The sequence below is a fragment of the Caballeronia sp. DA-9 genome, from assembly GCF_051615025.1.
GTDB classification, from domain to species: Bacteria; Pseudomonadota; Gammaproteobacteria; order Burkholderiales; family Burkholderiaceae; genus Caballeronia; species Caballeronia sordidicola.
Window position 1 is genome coordinate 1265327 of record NZ_CP195131.1, and the last position, 18068, is coordinate 1283394.

At 60.8% G+C, this 18068-nt stretch carries 18 protein-coding genes and 1 pseudogene; 14 read left to right on the plus strand and 5 right to left on the minus strand.

Features of this window, described 5'->3' with window-relative positions; translation table 11 throughout:
* Positions 1–12: 12 nt before the first annotated feature.
* From ACRWA7_RS05605 to istB, 6 genes and pseudogenes are all read left to right on the plus strand, one after another.
* Entirely contained in the window at positions 13–1422 is a 1410-nt protein-coding gene (locus ACRWA7_RS05605) for an MFS transporter (RefSeq protein WP_438390407.1), read from the plus strand.
* Positions 1423–1455: 33 nt separating this feature from the next.
* Positions 1456–2010, plus strand: coding sequence for a GAF domain-containing protein (locus tag ACRWA7_RS05610; protein WP_438390408.1), 555 nt, complete (start codon positions 1456–1458; stop codon positions 2008–2010).
* 41 nt (positions 2011–2051) lie between these two features.
* Entirely contained in the window at positions 2052–2333 is a 282-nt protein-coding gene (locus ACRWA7_RS05615) for a hypothetical protein (protein WP_438390409.1), read from the plus strand.
* A complete protein-coding gene (locus tag ACRWA7_RS05620; RefSeq protein WP_438390410.1) occupies positions 2321–2545 on the plus strand; it encodes a hypothetical protein in 225 nt (74 codons plus the stop codon). The genes ACRWA7_RS05615 and ACRWA7_RS05620 overlap by 13 nt, the downstream gene beginning before the upstream one ends.
* 342 nt (positions 2546–2887) lie before the next feature.
* A complete protein-coding gene (locus ACRWA7_RS05625) occupies positions 2888–3730 on the plus strand; it encodes a Mu transposase domain-containing protein (protein ID WP_438390411.1) in 843 nt (280 codons plus the stop codon).
* Between the two features lie 9 nt (positions 3731–3739).
* A pseudogene (gene istB, locus ACRWA7_RS05630) lies at positions 3740–4498 on the plus strand (IS21-like element helper ATPase IstB).
* A gap of 151 nt (positions 4499–4649) precedes the next feature.
* Here the strand turns inward: istB and ACRWA7_RS05635 are convergent.
* Complete coding sequence (locus ACRWA7_RS05635) at positions 4650–5564, minus strand: LysR family transcriptional regulator (RefSeq protein ID WP_438390412.1); 915 nt, start codon at positions 5562–5564, stop codon at positions 4650–4652.
* A 97-nt stretch (positions 5565–5661) separates the two neighbouring features.
* Between ACRWA7_RS05635 and ACRWA7_RS05640 the strand changes: the two genes are divergently transcribed.
* From ACRWA7_RS05640 to ACRWA7_RS05675, 8 genes are all read left to right on the plus strand, one after another.
* Positions 5662–6729 carry an SDR family oxidoreductase gene (locus ACRWA7_RS05640; RefSeq protein WP_438390413.1) on the plus strand — a complete coding sequence of 356 codons (1068 nt, stop codon included), beginning with the start codon at positions 5662–5664 and terminating at the stop codon, positions 6727–6729.
* 989 nt (positions 6730–7718) lie between these two features.
* The gene (locus ACRWA7_RS05645) at positions 7719–8162 is read left to right on the plus strand and encodes a hypothetical protein (protein ID WP_438390414.1); all 444 of its coding nucleotides are present in this window, start codon (positions 7719–7721) and stop codon (positions 8160–8162) included.
* Positions 8163–8538: 376 nt separating this feature from the next.
* On the plus strand, positions 8539–9123 hold the full coding sequence (locus ACRWA7_RS05650) for an amidohydrolase family protein (RefSeq protein WP_438390415.1): 585 nt from the start codon (positions 8539–8541) through the stop codon (positions 9121–9123).
* Positions 9124–9376: 253 nt separating this feature from the next.
* The gene (locus ACRWA7_RS05655; protein ID WP_438390416.1) at positions 9377–9691 is read left to right on the plus strand and encodes an aminotransferase class III-fold pyridoxal phosphate-dependent enzyme; all 315 of its coding nucleotides are present in this window, start codon (positions 9377–9379) and stop codon (positions 9689–9691) included.
* A 12-nt stretch (positions 9692–9703) separates the two neighbouring features.
* Entirely contained in the window at positions 9704–10747 is a 1044-nt protein-coding gene (locus tag ACRWA7_RS05660; protein WP_438390401.1) for an IS630 family transposase, read from the plus strand.
* A gap of 87 nt (positions 10748–10834) precedes the next feature.
* The gene (locus ACRWA7_RS05665; RefSeq protein ID WP_438390417.1) at positions 10835–11563 is read left to right on the plus strand and encodes an aminotransferase class III-fold pyridoxal phosphate-dependent enzyme; all 729 of its coding nucleotides are present in this window, start codon (positions 10835–10837) and stop codon (positions 11561–11563) included.
* A gap of 327 nt (positions 11564–11890) precedes the next feature.
* Positions 11891–12259, plus strand: coding sequence for a porin (locus ACRWA7_RS05670; protein ID WP_438390418.1), 369 nt, complete (start codon positions 11891–11893; stop codon positions 12257–12259).
* Positions 12260–12490: 231 nt separating this feature from the next.
* Complete coding sequence (locus tag ACRWA7_RS05675) at positions 12491–13006, plus strand: porin (RefSeq protein ID WP_438390419.1); 516 nt, start codon at positions 12491–12493, stop codon at positions 13004–13006.
* Positions 13007–13759: 753 nt separating this feature from the next.
* On the opposite strand, the gene ACRWA7_RS05680 is transcribed toward ACRWA7_RS05675, so the two are convergent.
* From ACRWA7_RS05680 to ACRWA7_RS05695, 4 genes are read right to left on the minus strand one after another with little or no spacing between them, the layout of a single operon-like run.
* Positions 13760–14530: an SDR family NAD(P)-dependent oxidoreductase gene (locus tag ACRWA7_RS05680; RefSeq protein ID WP_438390420.1), complete on the minus strand. Its 771-nt coding sequence runs from the start codon at positions 14528–14530 to the stop codon at positions 13760–13762.
* Positions 14527–15537, minus strand: coding sequence for an ABC transporter permease (locus ACRWA7_RS05685; RefSeq protein WP_438390421.1), 1011 nt, complete (start codon positions 15535–15537; stop codon positions 14527–14529). Before ACRWA7_RS05685 ends, ACRWA7_RS05680 begins: the two co-directional genes overlap by 4 nt.
* Positions 15534–16502, minus strand: a complete 969-nt coding sequence (locus tag ACRWA7_RS05690; protein ID WP_438390422.1) for an ABC transporter permease — start codon at positions 16500–16502, stop codon at positions 15534–15536. Before ACRWA7_RS05690 ends, ACRWA7_RS05685 begins: the two co-directional genes overlap by 4 nt.
* On the minus strand, positions 16499–18061 hold the full coding sequence (locus ACRWA7_RS05695) for a sugar ABC transporter ATP-binding protein (protein ID WP_438390424.1): 1563 nt from the start codon (positions 18059–18061) through the stop codon (positions 16499–16501). Before ACRWA7_RS05695 ends, ACRWA7_RS05690 begins: the two co-directional genes overlap by 4 nt.
* Between the last annotated feature and the right edge of the window lie 7 nt (positions 18062–18068).

Genomic DNA, 18068 nt, shown 5'->3' on the forward strand with positions numbered 1-18068 from the left:
GAAATTTCCGACATGTCCGCTATTGCCGCGCGCCTTGAAAGGCTGCCGCTTTCCGGTTTTCATCGCAAGCTGCTTCTTATTGGCGGCCTGGGCTACATGTTCGATGGCCTGGATTCGTCGTCGCTCGCATTTCTTCTACCCGTGGTCAGCAAGCTCTGGCAGCTTACGAGCGCCCAGACGGGGCTGGTCGCGAGCAGCACGTATATTGGCTATTTTTTTGGCGCCTTCCTTTCCGGCGTACTTGCCGATGTAATCGGACGCCGCCGCATCATGATGAGCGCGCTCGCCATTTATTGCATCGCGTCGCTCGGTAGCGCCACGGCGCATGACTGGCACGTGTTCTTTGCCTGGCGCGTGCTCGCCGGTTTCGGTTCCGGGGCGGAGACGGTCGTGATCGCTCCGTTTCTCGCCGAATTCGTGCCCCGGCGGTATCGCGGCATGTTTTGCGGCGCCCTCGTGGGCTTCATGTCGTTTGGCTATCTGAGTTCCTCGATTCTCGGATACGCGGTGGTGCGTACATTCCCGGATGGCTGGCGCTACCTCGCCGTCATCACGGCACTTCCCGTAGTGATGCTGCTGTGGTGGCGCCGGACGCTGCCCGAGTCGCCACGTTGGATGGAAAGCCAGGGGCATACCGAAGAAGCGGGGCGTGTCGTGGACGAGATCGAGACCTGGTACGCGCAGCGCGGCATTGCGCTCGCACCGCTCGCCACCGTGGATGCAATCCCGGCGGTCGCGCCACGCAGCGGCGGTGCGCTGGACAACGTCATGATGCTCTGGTCACGGCGGCTTGCCGGAACCACAGCGGTGAGTTGGTTGATGTGGTTCTCGGTCGCATTCGCCTACTACTCGTTCTTCTCATGGATTCCCAACCTGCTGCTCAAGGAAGGCTTGACGATGACCAAGAGCTTCGGCTTTTCCATCGCCATTTATGGTGCGCAGATTCCGGGCTACTTTTCGGCCGCATGGCTTAACGAACACATCGGCCGCAAGGGAGTGGTCGCGTCGTACATGACCTTGGGCGGCATTGCGGCCATTGCCCTGTCGTTCTCACATACCGGTCCGGAAATCGTCGCAGCTGGCGTGTGCCTGTCGTTCTTCATGAATGGCGCGTTCGCGGGCGTCTATGCCTATACGCCGGAAATCTTTCCGACATCTGTTCGCACGACGGGCACTGGATCGTCTTCGTCATTCGGACGCATAGGGTCGGTCAGCGCGCCAATCCTCGTTGGGATCGTGTATCCGGCATTTGGCTTTTTTGGCGTGTTCGCCATGACGACCATCGTGTTGCTGGCCGGTGCGTGCGTGGTGTTTTTTCTTGGCATCGAGACACGTAACCGTTCGCTCGAGGACATCGAAGTCAACGGCGCCGTCGAATCCGGCACAACCGGTTCACTCTCTCCTATTAACCCGCGCCGCTGACCCGCTGCCCTGCGGTGCTCTTTGGCTTGATTCATGCAAAACATCCCCAATCGAACTCATCCCCGCGCGGCCCGCACGATGCAGATCAGAGATATTGAGCAGCTTTCCAACGCCATGCGCCAGCCCGGCCAGCCGATGACGCTGTATCGCGCAGTCGAGGGCGTCGCCGCCGACACAATCGGATTTCGCCTCTTTACCATCATGGCCTATGACGCGGAGCACCACGAAGTGGAGCGGGTCTTTAGCAATATGCCGGAGGTCTATCCAAACGGGGGACGCAAAAAAAAACACGGCACGCCATGGGCCGCGCAAATTCTCCAGGATCTGCGACCCTATCGCGCAGAAACGGCGCGGGACCTGCGTGCGGCCTTCGACGATCACACGATCATGACGGACATGGGACTCGGCTCGATCCTCAACATCCCCATTGCGCTCGACGGTGAATGCGTCGGCACGATGAACCTCACGCATGTCGAGCACTGGTACACGCGCGAGCACGAGGACATGGGGCTGATGCTCGGCGCGTTCCTGGTTCCCGCGCTGATCGGACGCGCGCGCGGCGAAGCAAGCCGGCCTCAGCACACATAAATCCGGCTTCGCAGGACACCCGCCGCTGGCGTGTCGTCTTCGTGCTGGGCTATCTCGCACTGCTCGTCGACGGCGCGCATATGATGATGTACGGGCTCACGCTTATGCGCATCAAGAGCGAGTTTGGGCTGACCAATGTCGAGGCCGGCGCGCTCGGCAGCCTGACTCTCGTCGGCATGGAGCTCGGCGGCGTTCTAGGCGGCTGGTGCGGCGACGCGCTGGGCCGCGTGCGCCTCGTCGTCTCGGCGCTTGCATTGTTTTCCTGGGCGCGGGCTTGCTGGGCTTTACACACAGCTTCCTGCAGTTTGCCGTGGTCCGCTTAATCAGTTCGCTGGGTATTGGCAGCATGGTGCTGGTCACTACGCTGGTGGCGGAGTACGTGCCGACCGCGCGACGGTCGTTGATACTCGGCATGCTGCAGACGGGAGTATCGGCGGGCCCAAGGGGAATGCAACGAGATCGCTATCGCGACCTGCTCTCCGGCGAGGCGTTTTCGGCGACGACGACACGCAACGCCCCTGCCGCCGGCATATGACTCCGTCGCAACGTCAATTCGAGCTCGGGAAAAGAGCATGCCCATGTGGTACGAGGAAGTATGTCCCGTCGAATGACTCGTTCTTTCCACAGAACGGATTGTTGTCGCTGCCGGGACAACGATGGTCTTGACCTTCAGCAATGCACCTTCTTTGGTCAAGCGCAGTCGGCCCGTGTTAGCAGCCTCCGGACCAAGCTTCGCATTTGCGTCCATTTCCTCGGTCACGGGTTCGAGCAGCTTGCCGGTGACTTTGCCACTGCCGTGATATTCGTAGACCCAGTTGCCATAGGCTGGCTGCGCAGCGCTAACTTACCTCTGTTCCAAGGCACCCGCGCGGGCTGAATGGAAATGGCCTCGCATTATTCTGTGGAAGTCATCCCAGCCCGCAGTAAAAAGCCCCGTGATAAAGCTAAGGTCGAGCAAGGCGTGCTCCTCGTCCAGCGTTACATTCTCGCTCGACTTCGCAAACACCGCTTCTTTAGCCTGACCGAGGCAAACTCCGCGATCGCGACACTCCTGATCGACTTGAACAACAAAGCCTTCAAGAAGCTGCCGGGATCTCGCCGCAGCACTTTCGATGAATTCGAGCGCTCATCGCTGAAGGCGCTTCCGTCACAGCGCTATCAATATGCTGATTGGAAGGTAGCGCGCGTGGGGCCTGATTACCACGTCGACATTGACATTCAATACTACTCTGTACCGCACCGCTTCGCGCGTCAACAGGTCGACGTTCGATATACGAACGGCACAGTCGAGATCTTCCACCGAGGCACGCGTATCGCCGCCCACGCGCGAAGCACTCGGCGCGCTAACCATAGTACGGTTAATGCGCACATGCCGCCTCATCATCAAGAGGTCAGTGGGTGGGGGCCACAGCGGCTTTACGACTGGGCCATACGCATCGGGCCGCACACCGCCGCCGTGATCCAGCACCTGCTTGGCGGCCGGCAGCATCCCCAACAAGCCTATCGCGCTTGCCTTGGCGTCCTTCGCCTGGGCAAAGACCACGGCAATGCGCGGCTGGAGGCCGCGTGCTGCCGTGCCATCGATCTGAAGGCGCCAAGCTACCGCTTCATTAGCTCGACGCTCAAGAACGGCCTGGACCAGTCGCCTCAGACAGAAACGGATCAGGCCAGCTTACCGCTCACACATCCCAATGTGCGCGGACCGGACTACTATCACTGAAGAGGCCATATGCTCAAACATCCAACGATCGACAAGCTTCACGCGCTGAGGCTGAGCGGCATGGCATCCGCCTTGACGCAACAGCAGAACACTCCTGATATCGAAGCGCTGCGCTTCGAGGAGCGTTTAGGCTTGCTTGTTGAGCGCGAAGCAAGCGAACGCGAATCCAGGCAGACATCATCGCGCCTCCGCCGTGCCAAACTGAAGTTCTCCGAAGCCGTGGCCGAAGACATCGGCTACCGCACCCCACGCGGGCTTGATCGCGCACTCATGAGCCGCTTGCTGACTGGCGATTGGATCCGGGAGAAGCACGACACGCTAATTATTGGCGCGACCGGGTTGGGTAAGACGTGGCTTGGATGCGCGCTCGCCAATCAGGCCTGCCGGCTAGGCTACACGGTGGCCTATCTCAAGATGCCCAGACTCGCCGAGGAGCTCGCTATCGCGCACGGCAGCGGTCGATATGCGTGAGCGCTCGCGCAGTGGGCCAAGACGGACGTACTGCTGATGGATGACTTCGCGATGGCGCCAATGCCCGACAGCGCTCGGCGTGATCTGCTCGAAATACTTGATGATCGCCACGGCCGTCGCTCAACCATTGCAACAAGCCAGATTCCGGTCGACAACTGGCACGGTGCGCTCGGCGATCCAACGCTTGCCGACGCCATCCTGGACCGGCTTGTTCACAACACGTATCGAATCAACATGAACGGTGAATCGATGCGAAAACTAAAAATTAGTTTGACCGAAAACCAGCAGTCAGAGTAAATACAGAAACCCCTGCGTCGCTGCGCTCCGACTGTCCAGCTTCGCGCGAAACACCTGTCCGCCTTTACGCGAAACGCGTGTCCAGCTTCCACGAAATACGCAACCGAAATCATTTGAGCGAGAGATCGATAGGGAGATCGAACAGTCTGGTTCATCGAATATGCAGATGCGCTTCGAGCATCTGTGCAAGCACATGGACCTTCGGCGTCAACTGCCGCGCGACCGGCCAGAGCAGGCTGAGCGGCAAGCCATCTGTTGCGGCTTCATGAAAGATACTGACGAGGCGGCCGGCCTTCAGATCATCCCGCACCAACCAGGTCGCGAGTTGCGCGATGCCGAGTCCCGCCCGCACGAATGCGAGTTGCGCCTCAGCGTCGCCTGCCACGATGTGCGGACGCACGACACACTGACCGACTTGCCCGGCCGCCATAGCATACGACCACGGAGACTGCGTGCCGTCGGGCCGTCCGTACACGACGCAGGTGTGTCCCTGAAGGTCGTCGGTCGTTTTCGGGATGCCGTTTTTCTCAAGATAGGCTGGCGACGCGCAGAAGATAAGCCGTTCGCGACCTAAAAAGCGCCGGCTGAGCGACGACGGTAGGTCTGGCGGCCCGCCTATGCGCACAGCGAGATCGATGCCTTCATCGGCCAGATCGACGAAGCGATCCGCGAACAACAGGTGCGGTCGCACGTCCGGATATTGCGCGGAAAAACGCAACAGCACCGGCACGACGCACAGACGGCCGAACGACGCCGGCAACGCGACGCGCACAGTACCGACCGGCTCGCGCTTTTGCGCGGCGAGAATGGCTTCCGCCTCAGCAAGTTCCGCCAGGATGCGCGTGCAGGTTTCATGAAACGCGCGCCCCGCGTCGGTGAGCGTGAGGCTGCGCGTCGTTCGCTCGAACAGCACGACGCCGAGCCGCCTTTCGAGCCGGGCGACGCTCTTGCTCACTGCCGAACTTGTGAGGTTCAGCCGCTCGGCCGCGGCCGTAAAGCCTCCTGCATCTGCAGCGCAGACAAACGGAACAATGCCCTTCAAGCGCTCGGTCGGGAAGGCAGCCAATTGATGACATAAATTCGTTTAAGTGCGGAAATACTATCTCAAATGAGAATTGACGTCTGAAGTATCCTCGTGCTCTGAACGAAACTCGGAGTTAAGGATGAATCATCGAGCACTAATCGTCGGCGCCAGCGGCATTGTCGGGAGAGCCCTTGCGGAACGCCTGCTGTTGAACGGATGGCGCATTTACGGACTATCGCGCGGACGTACTGCCGGCGTACCGGGGTGTCAGCCCGTTATTGCGGATCTCGCGTCGGCCGAATCCGTCGCCGCAGCGACGGCCGGCATCGACGTCAGCCACGTGTTTTTCACCGCATGGGCGCGGCAGGCGAACGAGAAGGAGAACATCCGCGTCAACGGCGCGATGGTCCGCCACGTCCTCGATTCGCTGGGCCGGAGCGCGACGCTCGAACATGCAGCACTGGTGACGGGACTGAAGCACTATCTCGGCCCGTTCGAGGCCTACGCATCCGGCGCCGTTCCCGATACCCCGTTCCGGGAATCGCAGGGGCGTCAGCCGGTCGAGAACTTCTACTACGAGCAGGAAGACCGACTCTTCCACGCGGCGGCGCGCGAAGGCTTCACGTGGAGCGTGCATCGTCCGCATACGGTTATCGGCTTTGCGCCTGGCAACGCGATGAACATGGGGCAGACGCTTGCCGTCTACGCGACGCTATGCCGGCATACCGGGCAACCGTTCGTTTTCCCCGGCTCTGCAGCGCAGTGGAATGGCCTCACTGACATGACCGACGCGCGTCTGCTTGCGCGGCATCTCGAATGGGCGTCGACGAGTAAGGCAGCCCGCAACGAGGACTTCAACGTGGTGAACGGCGATGTGTTCCGCTGGAAGACAATGTGGTTGCAATTGGCGAGTTACTTCGACATCGAAGCGGCACCATTCGACGGAAGCGTGCGACCACTCGAAGACAGGATGCAGGGTGCCACGCATCTATGGCGCGACATTGCCGCAAAGTATGGCCTTTTAGAGCCGGACATTGACCGGCTCGCTTCGTGGTGGCACACCGACGCAGATCTTGGGCGTCCGATGGAAGTCGTGACGGACATGACTAAAAGCCGCAAGGCTGGGTTCCTCGACTACCAGGGTACGCCAGATGCGTTCTTCGATCTCTTCGAGCGACTGAAGGCAGAACATCTCATTCCCAGCTGACGAGTAGCGAGTGGCCGCTATCTGGATCGATGAGACATCCGGGTGCAGATCCTGCCGTCTAACTGAACGACAGGAGTTGGCCGCTATGCGTCGACGTCTCGCGGGTTGGCCCTCAGTGCCTCGTCGCATCGCTCCCAGATACGCCCGACGAGTGGACTCTCATAGTTCAAAGTCAGCTCGCTTGTGAACAGGGACAGCGCGCCCGATTGGCGAAGAGCACGAGATGTTCGGAGATGTTCTCGTGATAATTTCAGTGCAAGTTGCCCGAGCGTTAATCGGTCGAGCCAGCTTGCCGAACATCGATTTCGTGCTAGCCAAATGCGTGTGGACTCTACAGTGTGTTCGACGCGCCAAGTTTCAGTGAACAAATAAGAGGCAAGCGCGCTCGCGACGAGGTAACTCAGAAGGTGGGTTCGCGCTGTAGCGTCGAGCGATAGCTTCCGTGATGTCATTAGTGGTCACTCAAGAATAGACAGATACCGATTTAAGGGGCTGGTTTCATGGTAACGGTGTCCGCCCATCCAAGCCATCACCAACAGCGAAACAGCGGGGATCGAAAAATGAATCTATCGCAGAATGCGCTTGGTGCTTTTTGTTGACCTCGAATAACCGATCCCTCCCTGTCGACGAGCGGCCATGGTCGGAACCCTAAGCAACCCTCCGAATCCTATAAGGCAGCCGTTCAAAGCTGGCCTTTCTGATCGTACCGATTGGTCGTGCGTTCTGCGCCATGTAGCCGCCTAGTTTTGGCACGCCCATTGCATCGTTGTTTGGCCTCAGGCTTATTTTCCCATTACTTATCTCTTGAAAATTCGTGAAGTGGAATGCGCTAGAACCTGGTTTTCGATCAATTTCAGTATCTGCTCCGAATCCACGTTCGGATTCTCGAGAAATTGAGATCTGTGAGCCGCCGCATGAGATACGGAAGAAGCACCTGATACCCGGTCGCGACAGATGCTTTGAGTCCGACCACACTCGTGGAGATTGTAATGGCGACCAACACGTGGAGTTTGTTCCGCTGGGTCCCCAAGCAGTACGCGCCCGCTGCGGTGGCGGACAAGCTCATGTCGCATAATGGGTCAGCGATGTGGGTGTTTGACCTGAAAGAATCCTATCGGCCCGGAAAGACAATTTCCGCCAATGCCTTGTTAGTGGCCTACGATTTCGATAAAACTGCCGAAATCAACATCAGAACTCGTCAACATATCGATTTTGAGTCGGAGGACTTCAAAGGGGAGAAGCATCATCCCGCGCACGTCATCGTCAAGGAAAACGAGAAGGGTGCTTATGGTATCGGGCGAATGCGCCAGGGCATCACCCAACTGCACACTACCGCCCGGTACGCCACGAAGAAGGAGGTCGCGAAGGCGCTTGGCCTTAAAGAGAGGGAAGTTGCCGATGGTTATTGTCCGGGCAATAGCTGGCCAACGTGAGCTTTCAGGAAGCTGTCCAAGCCACCCAAGTGTCGCGCTGTCACGCCGGTACGGTTTAAACATGCAAGTCGCTTGTCACACCGCGACCGGAGAGAAAATTCTAATTTGCAATTGTCATCGATCTGCGGACTGCGTCGAAGGTCTGCCAGTGGCCGATTGGGGCCCGACAAGATCGACTGGTTGAATCCGCAGCCCATCCGGGCCATTCGAGGCAGCCAGCGCGCCACAACTCGTTTTCGACGAGGAGACGCTCCGGACCATACTGCTGCACGAGGGCTCAAACCAGCAAAGAAGCGGTAACGCCTGCATTCCCTGACAAGCCGCTCTCACCTGCGAAACGCTGGACGGGGATGAGGCCGCTCGCTAGACGGCCTGCATGAACGACGCGCTTCACGACGTCGCTCAGCGCTATCCGGACCGTTTGCATCCCATGTTCCATCTTCCGGTCCAGCATCCCGCGCTGGCCGCCGAAACGGTGCAGCACTGGCGCGAATGCGCGGCTCCGCTGTTCGCGATGCCGGCAGGCTCGGCGCAGCACCAACTGATTTTGTCGGACGACGCCTACGAACCGCCCTGGCAGGCGCTGGCGCGGCACACGGGTCCTGTTCCTGCACCCGTGCAAAGGATGCGACGGCCGCTACGACCGCTTCTCTCTGCAAATCTGCTCGGCAGCCCGGTGGAAACTGCCCCCGCTGCTTTCTATCTGGCGCTGTCCGGCGCGCTGGACCGCCATCCGGACTTCACGTTGTGCCTCGCCCACGGCGGCGGCGCGACGGCAGCAGTCGCTAGCCGGCTGGAGCGCGGCCAGATCACCGGCCGCCCCGGCGCCGATACTGGCGCACGGCGCTCGCGCGACGTCTTCCGGCACGTGTGCGTCGACTGCATCACTCACGACCCGTCGGCGCTCGTTCTTGCTGCGACCATGCACGGCGACGTTCACGTCTTCTTTGGCTCAGACTAACCGTTCTCGATGGGCCTGCCATTGCCGCGCGAACAACTGGCCGATGTTCCCAGCCCGCTGATCGAAAGGATCTTCTCGACCAACGCGATTGCCTTGCTGGAAAAGTATCGCTAGAAGCTGACGCGAGGTGCCGGTCTTGTTTCGGCATCTCCGCTGAAATCTTTCCTCATGTAGATTATCAACTCGATAAATATGTATTACTTATTATTAACAAATAAGATTTCCTAAATCGATTTTTTTTTCACACCAATCCATGCCCGAATCCACTCCGACCAGCAATAGCCTTCACCAGCGCCGGCTCGACGTGACGCTACGCGGCATCGCCGTCTTCAACAACTTCTTTGCACAGCGCGCCAGCAATGCCGAACTGTGGGACGCCGACGGCAAACGCTATATCGACTTCGCGGGCGGCATCGCGGTACTCAACACCGGTCATCGCCATCCCCGAATCATGGAAGCCGTCGGCACACAAATGCAGCGCTTCACTCATACCTGCTACAACGTCACCCCCTACGAAGACTACTCCACTGCGTCATTGACTTGGCACCCCGTCTATGTTCGGATTTAGGTCGTGGGAAAAATGAATTTGACCGATACCGAACGTGCGCAACTGCTTTGGGCGGCACGCAGCCGAACGGTGCGCGCAGCAGACGTGCGCCGTGCAAAATTGATCTTGATGCTCGAGGACGGTGAATCGCGCGACGGGATCATGAGCGCACTGGGCTGCGACTCGCGTTTCATCGCACGCTGGTCGGGGCGCTTCCTCAACGAGCGACTGGCCGGCATGTACGCTCGCCATCCCGGGCGCGCGCCTGTGCAGCCGCCTGCCAAGTTGGAAGCGCGTGTACTCAGCCGCACCCTCAAGCACAAACCCGCCGACGGTTCGACACACTGGAGCAGCTACAAGCTCGCATCAGAGCTGGGCGATGTGTCGGTCTCAGCCGTGCAGCGCATCTGGCGTAAGCACGGCATCAAGCCGCAGCGCTTGGAGCGGCACATGGTCTCCAACGATCCGGACTTCGAGACCAAAGCAGCCGACGTGATCGGGCTATATCTGAACCCGCCGGCGCACGCGGCGGTGTTCTGCGTAGATGAGAAAACCGCGATCCAGGCACTTGAGCGCCGCGACCGGATGCTGCCTTTGTCGCCGGAACGTGCCGAAAGCCACGGCTTCGAGTACAAACGCAACGGTACTCTTAGTCTGTTCGCGGCATTTAATACTGCTACCGGCGAGGTGGTGGGCAAGACCGCGCCGCGCCACACCAGCGAACAGTTTGTGGCCTTCCTGACTGATGTCGTCGCCAGCCAGCCCAAACGTCGGGAAATCCACGTGATCTGCGATAACGTGAGCAGCCACAAGACGCAGCGGGTAGCCGACTTTCTCACCGCGCACCGCAACGTGCGTTTGCACTTCACACCGACCTACTCGTCGTGGCTTAACCAGGTGGAAAACTGGTTCTCACGCATTCAGCGTGATGTGATCGCCCGCGGCGTCTTCACTTCGGTGAAGGACCTGGATCGAAAACTGATGCGTTATATCCGCGAGCACAACCAAAACCCGAAACCAATCAAGTGGAAATATGACGATCCTTCCCGTCGGATTCGCCCGGTGCCAAATCAATGACGCAGTGGACTACGTACGGCTGGCTGAGCGGCTGAACGCACTCACACCCGGCGGCCATACGAAAAAACCGCATTCTTTTCGACCGGCGTGGAAGTCCGGGAGAACGCAATCAAGATCGCGTGCTCCGCAATGGGGCGCTCCGCAGTGATCGCCTTCAACGGTGCGTTTCACGGACGCAGCCTGCTCGGCATGGCGCTCACCGGCAAGGTCAAGCCGTACAAGCTGCAAGTCCGGCTTCGGTCCCCTGCCGTCCGAGGTCCATCACGTGCCTTTTCCCGATCAGCGCCACGGGATTTCGACCGAACAGGCCCTGATGAACCTCGACGCCCTGTTCAATACGAACTCGATGCGGTGCGCACGGCGGCCATCATCGTCGAGCCTGTCCAGGGCGAAGGCGGCTTCAATCCGGCGCCGCAGGCATTTCTGCGCGGCTTGCGCAAACGATGCGACGCGCTCGGCATCGTGATGATCGCGGACGAGATCCAGTCCGGCTTTGGCCGTACCGGCAAATGGTTTGCGATGGAGCACAGCGGAGTCGTACCCGATCTGCTCACCATGGCTAAGAGCCTTGGTGGCAGCTTTCCGCTTTCGGCAACTTGCGGGCGGGCTCAATTGATGAACGCCCCCGACGTGGGCGGCCTCGGAGGTACCTATTCCGGCAATCCGCTCGCGCTCGCGGCCGGGCTAGCCGTGCTGGACGTCATCGCCGAGGAGCAGTTGTGCGAACGCGCGACGGCGCTCGGGCGACGCCTCGTCGAACGAGCTGCAACGTTCAGGCGCAAGACGCCCCGCATCGTCGACGTTCGCGAACCTTAGTTCGATGATCGCGATCGAGTTTACCGATCCCGATCCCGATACCGGCAAGCCGGACACCGCCTTCGTGCAGCGCATTGTGCATCGCGCGGCCGACAAGGGGCCGATCCTGCTGAGCTGCGGAATCGACGCAAATGCAATCCGCTTGCTTTTATCCGCTTACCATTCCCGACACCACTTTCGACGAGGAACTGGGCATCCTCGAAGCAGCAATCGCCGAAGCATGAAGGGCGACGTGTCAACGATTCCGCGTATCATTCCACATTATTTATTTCGTCATACTAATTTTACGACATCGAAATACACTACCGGCCGCTGGAGGCCGTTGTCATGATCAAAAAACTGTTTGTTCCCGCCATTCTGCTGATGACGCTGTCCGTGAGCGCCATGGCGCAAAGCAGTGTCGCGATATTTGGCATCATTGCCGACGCCGTAACGTACTATAAGGTCGGATCGCAGCACAGCGCCGCGCTTGTCAGCAACGGCATGGTGCCCTCGCGCTTCGGTTTCACCGGCCGCGAGGATCAGGGCAATGGCTATGCCACCGGGTTCTGGCTGGAAAACGGGTTCTCACCGAACAACGGCACGCTTAAGACGGCCAACACGTTGTTCGACCGACGCTCGACCGTCAGCCTCTTGACGCCCTATGGCGAACTTCGCCTCGGTAGGGACATAACGCCCACCTATCTCGCCGACTGAACTTTCGATCCGTTCTGGGACGCAGGCCTCGGCGGATTCGCCGCATCGAACCCGACGCCGTCAGAGCCCGGCAACCAGGCACCAACGAGCGGCGCCCGCACCAGCAACGGTATCTTGTAGCTCCTGCTGGCCAATCGCTTTGGCATCAATGCGCACATCACGGTGTCAACGTCGAACGGCGGCCCGACGAACCGCTACGTCGGCGGCAGCCTCGGATATAGGAGTGGACCGGTGAGCGTATTGGGCTCGTGGAGCCAGACCTATACCGAGCCGGATCGCTTCCGCTACATGACGTTCGGCGGTTCATACACGTTGAGCCCGCTCGTTGTGATGGTGCGCAGCAATACGAAAGAACTGGGGAATGCCAAGTTCATAAACTTCGGTTTCGGCGGGACGTACAAGATCGGCTTCGGCTCGAGACGGACCGAGGTCACGTTCAACCGCGGGCGTGGCTCGGAATCGGCGCACCAGCCGAACATGTATGCGCTGGGCTACAGCTATAACCTGTCGAAGCGCACGACCCTGTATGGCCAGGTCGTCTACCTCGACAACATGGGCAAACAGGCCAGCGTTATACAGCGGCCCCGCGGTCGAACCCGGCATGGACACCTCTGGCGTCCAGCTGGGAATTATTCACCGGTTCTAGTTTCGACGTCGGCACCGGTTCGTGATACGACCGGCGCCGAATCGCCCGGCGCCGAATCGCCCCGCGACGATTTTCGTTGTTATGGCCACTTGATGCGATGAACCGCCCGCGAGGACTGAAACCACGGATTCGAGCGTCCCCGGAAGTCTCGCCACAGGCATCACTACGCCGGCATTTCGGATAAACGCAGACAGTTCCTCGGAAGGATAGTCGAGATCGTAACTACCAAGATACGACTACGGCATTTCCTGCAGCAGCGTAGTTGGTCAGCCAGCTGCGCAAAAAGCATCCTCCATTCTCATCGTCGACGCAATAGTCCGCGCGATGGAATCCGATCGAGCAGACCTTAAGCGTATCCCCAAAGAGGAAACCGAACAGAGCGCCAGCTAGCGTCGATGAATAGCATGTCGGAGAAGGCAACGTACTCCGAATCCAACACAGTCGGCGCGGGAGATGCCGAGAGCCACACCGGAATCCAACTACCATTTGATGGTCGATTTGTAAGTCGGAGAAGAACAAAACGCCGAAGGACCTTGACTCTGCAGGGTTCCTGCCGCCATTTCTAGCGGAGACGGACCCTGACCGCGACTCCAGCGTGACGGGCCCGGTTATGTCTATCCTCCTCGGTCATGAATAAACCGCTAAAAGCTCTGTAATTTAAGGATTTGGTGCTGGTTGATCGTCAGCAACCTATCTATTAGATCCGTCACAAGGCTAGCGCTGCGGAGTGTTGGCTGCCTCCTAGATCCGTCTCTCATCGACAGAAGGTCGCCCATCTCATTCTCGACGCCGCAAGTCTGCAGCACTTATGGCCGCTGCTTGGCGCAAGACGATCTACCTGCATCGCACTTTGCTCAGGCATGCCACAAGCGCGCGGACACGCCGCCATCGGCGAGCAGCGTCGTGCCGGTAATAAACGAAGCTTCGTCGCTCGCCAGAAACGAGATAACCGCCGCGATCTCTTCCGGCCGTCCGAGCCGCCCGAGCGGTTGGAAGGTTCTCATTCGGTCGAGCGCGGAATCCGGGTCCAGCGTTGTGTCCAGCCAGCTCTGCAGCATCGACGTATGGATCACGCCCGGCGCAACTGCATTCACACGGATGCCTTCTGATGCGAGCTCAACGGCGGCGGCACGCGTGAAACCATCGACGCCCGCCTTGGAAGCTGCATAGGCGGTAAAATGATCGATAGTTGCGCCACCGTGGAACGACGATACATTCACCACGGATGCGTTCGCCCGCAGGCGCAAATGCGCGCGCGCCGCCCGCACGAACAGCCACGCCGCGCGCAAATTCACCGCATGCACGCGGTCCCATTCCTGCATAGTCATGTCCGCGCAATCCCGCAGCAGCGAAATGCCGCCGTTGTTGACTACAGTGTCGAGTCCACCGAAATGATTTATCGCGAGCTGGACGGCGGCGTCAGCGGTGCCTTCCTCAGCAAGATCGGCGCACAGGAAAACGGCGTTGCCGTTGGCTTCGTCGGCGATTGCCCGTCCTGCTTCTGCTATATCCACCAGCACCACTTTGTACCCATCCCGCACGAAGCGCCGCACCGTGGCGCAGCCTATGCCATTCGCGCCACCCGTGACAACCGCCGTACGTGGCATACCCTGGATCGCGCTCATGCTGGCCTCCGACTATAGGCCAGTACCGCAAGGATCAGGATCGCGCCTTTCACCGCCGGCTGGACCAAGGCGGATATTCCAACGAGGTTCATGGTGTTATCGACGAGCGCAAGAATCAGCACGCCGATGAAACCCGCCACCAGATTCCCCTGGCCCCCGGTCAGGCTTACGCCGCCAATCGAGATCGCCGCAATCGAATCGAGCGGCAGCCAGACACCGGTATGCGGATCGCCGTATCCCACCCGCATCACGAAGAGCAGGCCCGCGACGGCGGCCACCGTCGATCCCGCCGCGTACGCCGCGAGACTCACGCGCTCGACCGGCACGCCCGCCAGCCGCGCTGCACGCCGGTTGCCGCCGATCGCGAACGTGAAGCCGCCCGTCGAGGTGCGCAGGTACAACGCGCCGAGCGCGAGCACCGCGAGCGACGTCCACAGCGCGAGCGGCAGTCCGGCAAATTTATCGCCATAAAAACTCAGCATGGCGCGCGGGATATGCGCGCCGCCTGACGATGCATCGATGGTGCCGCCTCGGCTCCACAGCTTGGCGACCGAGTAGCCGATCTGCATGGTGCCAAGCGTGACAACGAACGCCGGCAAGCGCACAAAGGTCACGATCATTCCGTTGACGAGCCCGAACACGCAACCCGAGGCGAGCGCGGCGAGACACGCTACAACCGGCCCCGCATCGAGCGCGCTCACGAACACGACGCCCGATAGCGCCACCACCGCGCCCACGCTCAGGTCGATGCCGCCCGTCGCGATCACGAAGAACTGCGCGGTGACGAGCACGAGCAGAATCGACTCCTGCTGCACGACATCGAGCAGATTTGACGGCCGCAGCAAGATGCCGCCCGAAGCAATCGCGCCGATCAGCACCACGGCCAGCAGAATGCCCACAAGACGCAGCGTCGGACCGAACGCGCCCGCGCTGAGCGCCGACATGCGCTGCGCCGCCGTCTGCGGCTGTTGCGCCGACGCGCCCGTATTCGCGTTGGATATTGTCATGCCCTCACCCTGCCCTTCGACTTGATCTGGTTGAACTGGCTGACCGCCAGCGCCAGCAAAACAATGCTGCCCTTGACCGCGCCCTGCAGATCCGGCGTCAGGCCCGACAGGTTGATCGCACTGTCGAGCACGCCGAGCAGCAGCACGCCGGCAACCAGCCCCGACATGCGCCCGATGCCCCCGAACAGGCTCGCCCCGCCGATAATCACCGCCGAGATGCTGACAAGCTCATAACCCGTGCCCGCGAGCGGATGCCCGGTGCCCATGCGCGCGGCCATCAGCACGCCGGCGAGACCGCCCGCAAGGCCGGACAGCGCATACACGACCAGCTTCACCCGCACGATGGAGAGCCCGGTCAGACGCGCATTCTCCTCATGGCCACCGACCGCATAGATCGCGCGGCCAAGCGGCCACTTCGCGAGGAACACCGCGAGCACGATCGCGCAGGCAAAGAAGAGCTGGATCGATACCGGCACGTCGAACAGGCGCAAGCCCGGCAGCGACATCAACGAAGGATCGCCTAGCGGCACGGGCTGCGCATTGGTTGCGATCAGCGAAAGGCCGCGCGCCAGACTCATCGTGCCAAGCGTCACGACAAATGGCGGAATGCGGGTGAACGCCACGATCACGCCGTTCAGCAGGCCAGCCGCGATGCCTGCCAGCGCCGCCACCGCAATGCCCGCTGGAATGCCCAGCGACGCACTTGCCATCGCGCAGACGACCGCGCCGAGTCCGATTACCGACCCTTGCGACAGATCGATACCGCCCGTCACGACAACGCAGAATTGCCCAAGCGCGATCAGCCCGATCACTGAATACTGAAACGCGATCGCGGAAAGGTTGAAGCGTGAGAGAAACGGCGGCTCAAACCAGGCAGCGCATACGGACAGCACGACGAGGGCGATAATCGTGCCGTGCTCCGAGAGGCCGTGCAGGAAAGCGAAGCGTGAGGGTTCGCGGGTCATGACGATATCCCCTGCGCAACCCGAGCGTCGCGACCCTGCGGTTCCCGCGTCTGGAACGCGAGCGCCATCACCGACTCCTCCGTGGCTTCGTCGGCGCTGAGTTCGCCGGTAATGCGCCCCTTGGCCACCACATAGATCCGATCCGACTGCGAAAGCACCTCCGGCAGATCGGATGAAATGAGCAGCACGCCCAGCCCGTTTGCGGCCAGCGCATGGATGATGTCGTAGATCTCGCTTCGCGCGCCGACATCCACGCCGCGTGTGGGTTCGTCGAGGATCAGGAACTTGACGCCCGCGGCGAGCCAGCGGCTCAGCACGACCTTCTGCTGATTGCCGCCCGAAAGCCGCGCGACCGGCGTGCTGAGACTGCGCGGCTTGACGGCGGTCGCGGCAATGCGCTCGGCCACTTCCTGCCGCACGCGCGACCAGCGCACCAGACCGCCGCGCGAGAGCTTGCGCGCGAGCGTATAGCCCGCGTTCTCGCCGATACTGCGCGTGAGCACCAGCCCGTCGAGCTTGCGATCCTCCGGAACCATGCCAATGCCCATACGCACGGCATCGAACGGCGTGCGCGGCGCGATCCTGCGCCCCGCCAGCACAATCTCGCCCTGTTGCGCGATGTCCGCGCCAAAAATCAGCCGCGCGACCTCGGTGCGTCCCGCGCCGACAAGGCCCGCCATGCCAACAATCTCGCCCTCGCGCACGTGCAGCGAGACATTCTTCACCGCGCCGCCATCGCCGAGATTCCTGACCTCGAGCAGCACGGGCGCGTCGCCGCGTTTGACGGCGCGCCCCGTCCGCACGACGTCCCGACCGACCATATCGCGCACCAGCCGGTCGTGACTGAATTCGCCGATGGGCCCGCTGCTCGCGGCCACGCCATCGCGCAGCACCGTCACGCGATCGCCGATCTCGAAGATCTCTTCCATGTGATGCGAAATAAAAATGATCGCGATACCACGCTCGCGCATGCGGCGGATCAGATCGAACAACGCGCGCGTCTCGCGGCCGGTGAACACCGCCGTCGGCTCGTCGAGGATCAGCACGCGGCAATCGTTGGTCAGCGACTTGGCGATGGCGATCATCTGCTGCTGCGCGATGCCCAGTTCGTGCACCGGACGATTCAGGTTGGCGCTGACGTGCATGGACGCGAGAATCTCGGCAGCGCGCGCCTGCATCTTCTTGCGATCGATCATGCCGAATGCATTGCGCGGCGCACGTCCAAGCAGGATGTTTTCCGCGCCGCTCAAGTTGGGGATCAGGTCGAGTTCCTGATAGATCGTCGCGATACCCATTTCGCGCGCGCCAGCCGGCGTGAGACGCGGCGCGTTCGCACCGCCCGCGCGCAGGTCGGCGCCGTCGAACACGATCTCGCCCGAATCCGCCGGATGCGCGCCCGAGAGCACGCGGATCAGTGTCGACTTGCCCGCACCGTTCTCGCCCATGAGGCAATGCACCTCACCGGAATGGAAGTCGCACGAAATGTTCTTGAGCACCTTCACCGGTCCATAGGACTTGCTCAGGTTGCGCAGCGACAGTACAGGCGTGATCGTGTTCATGGCGGTG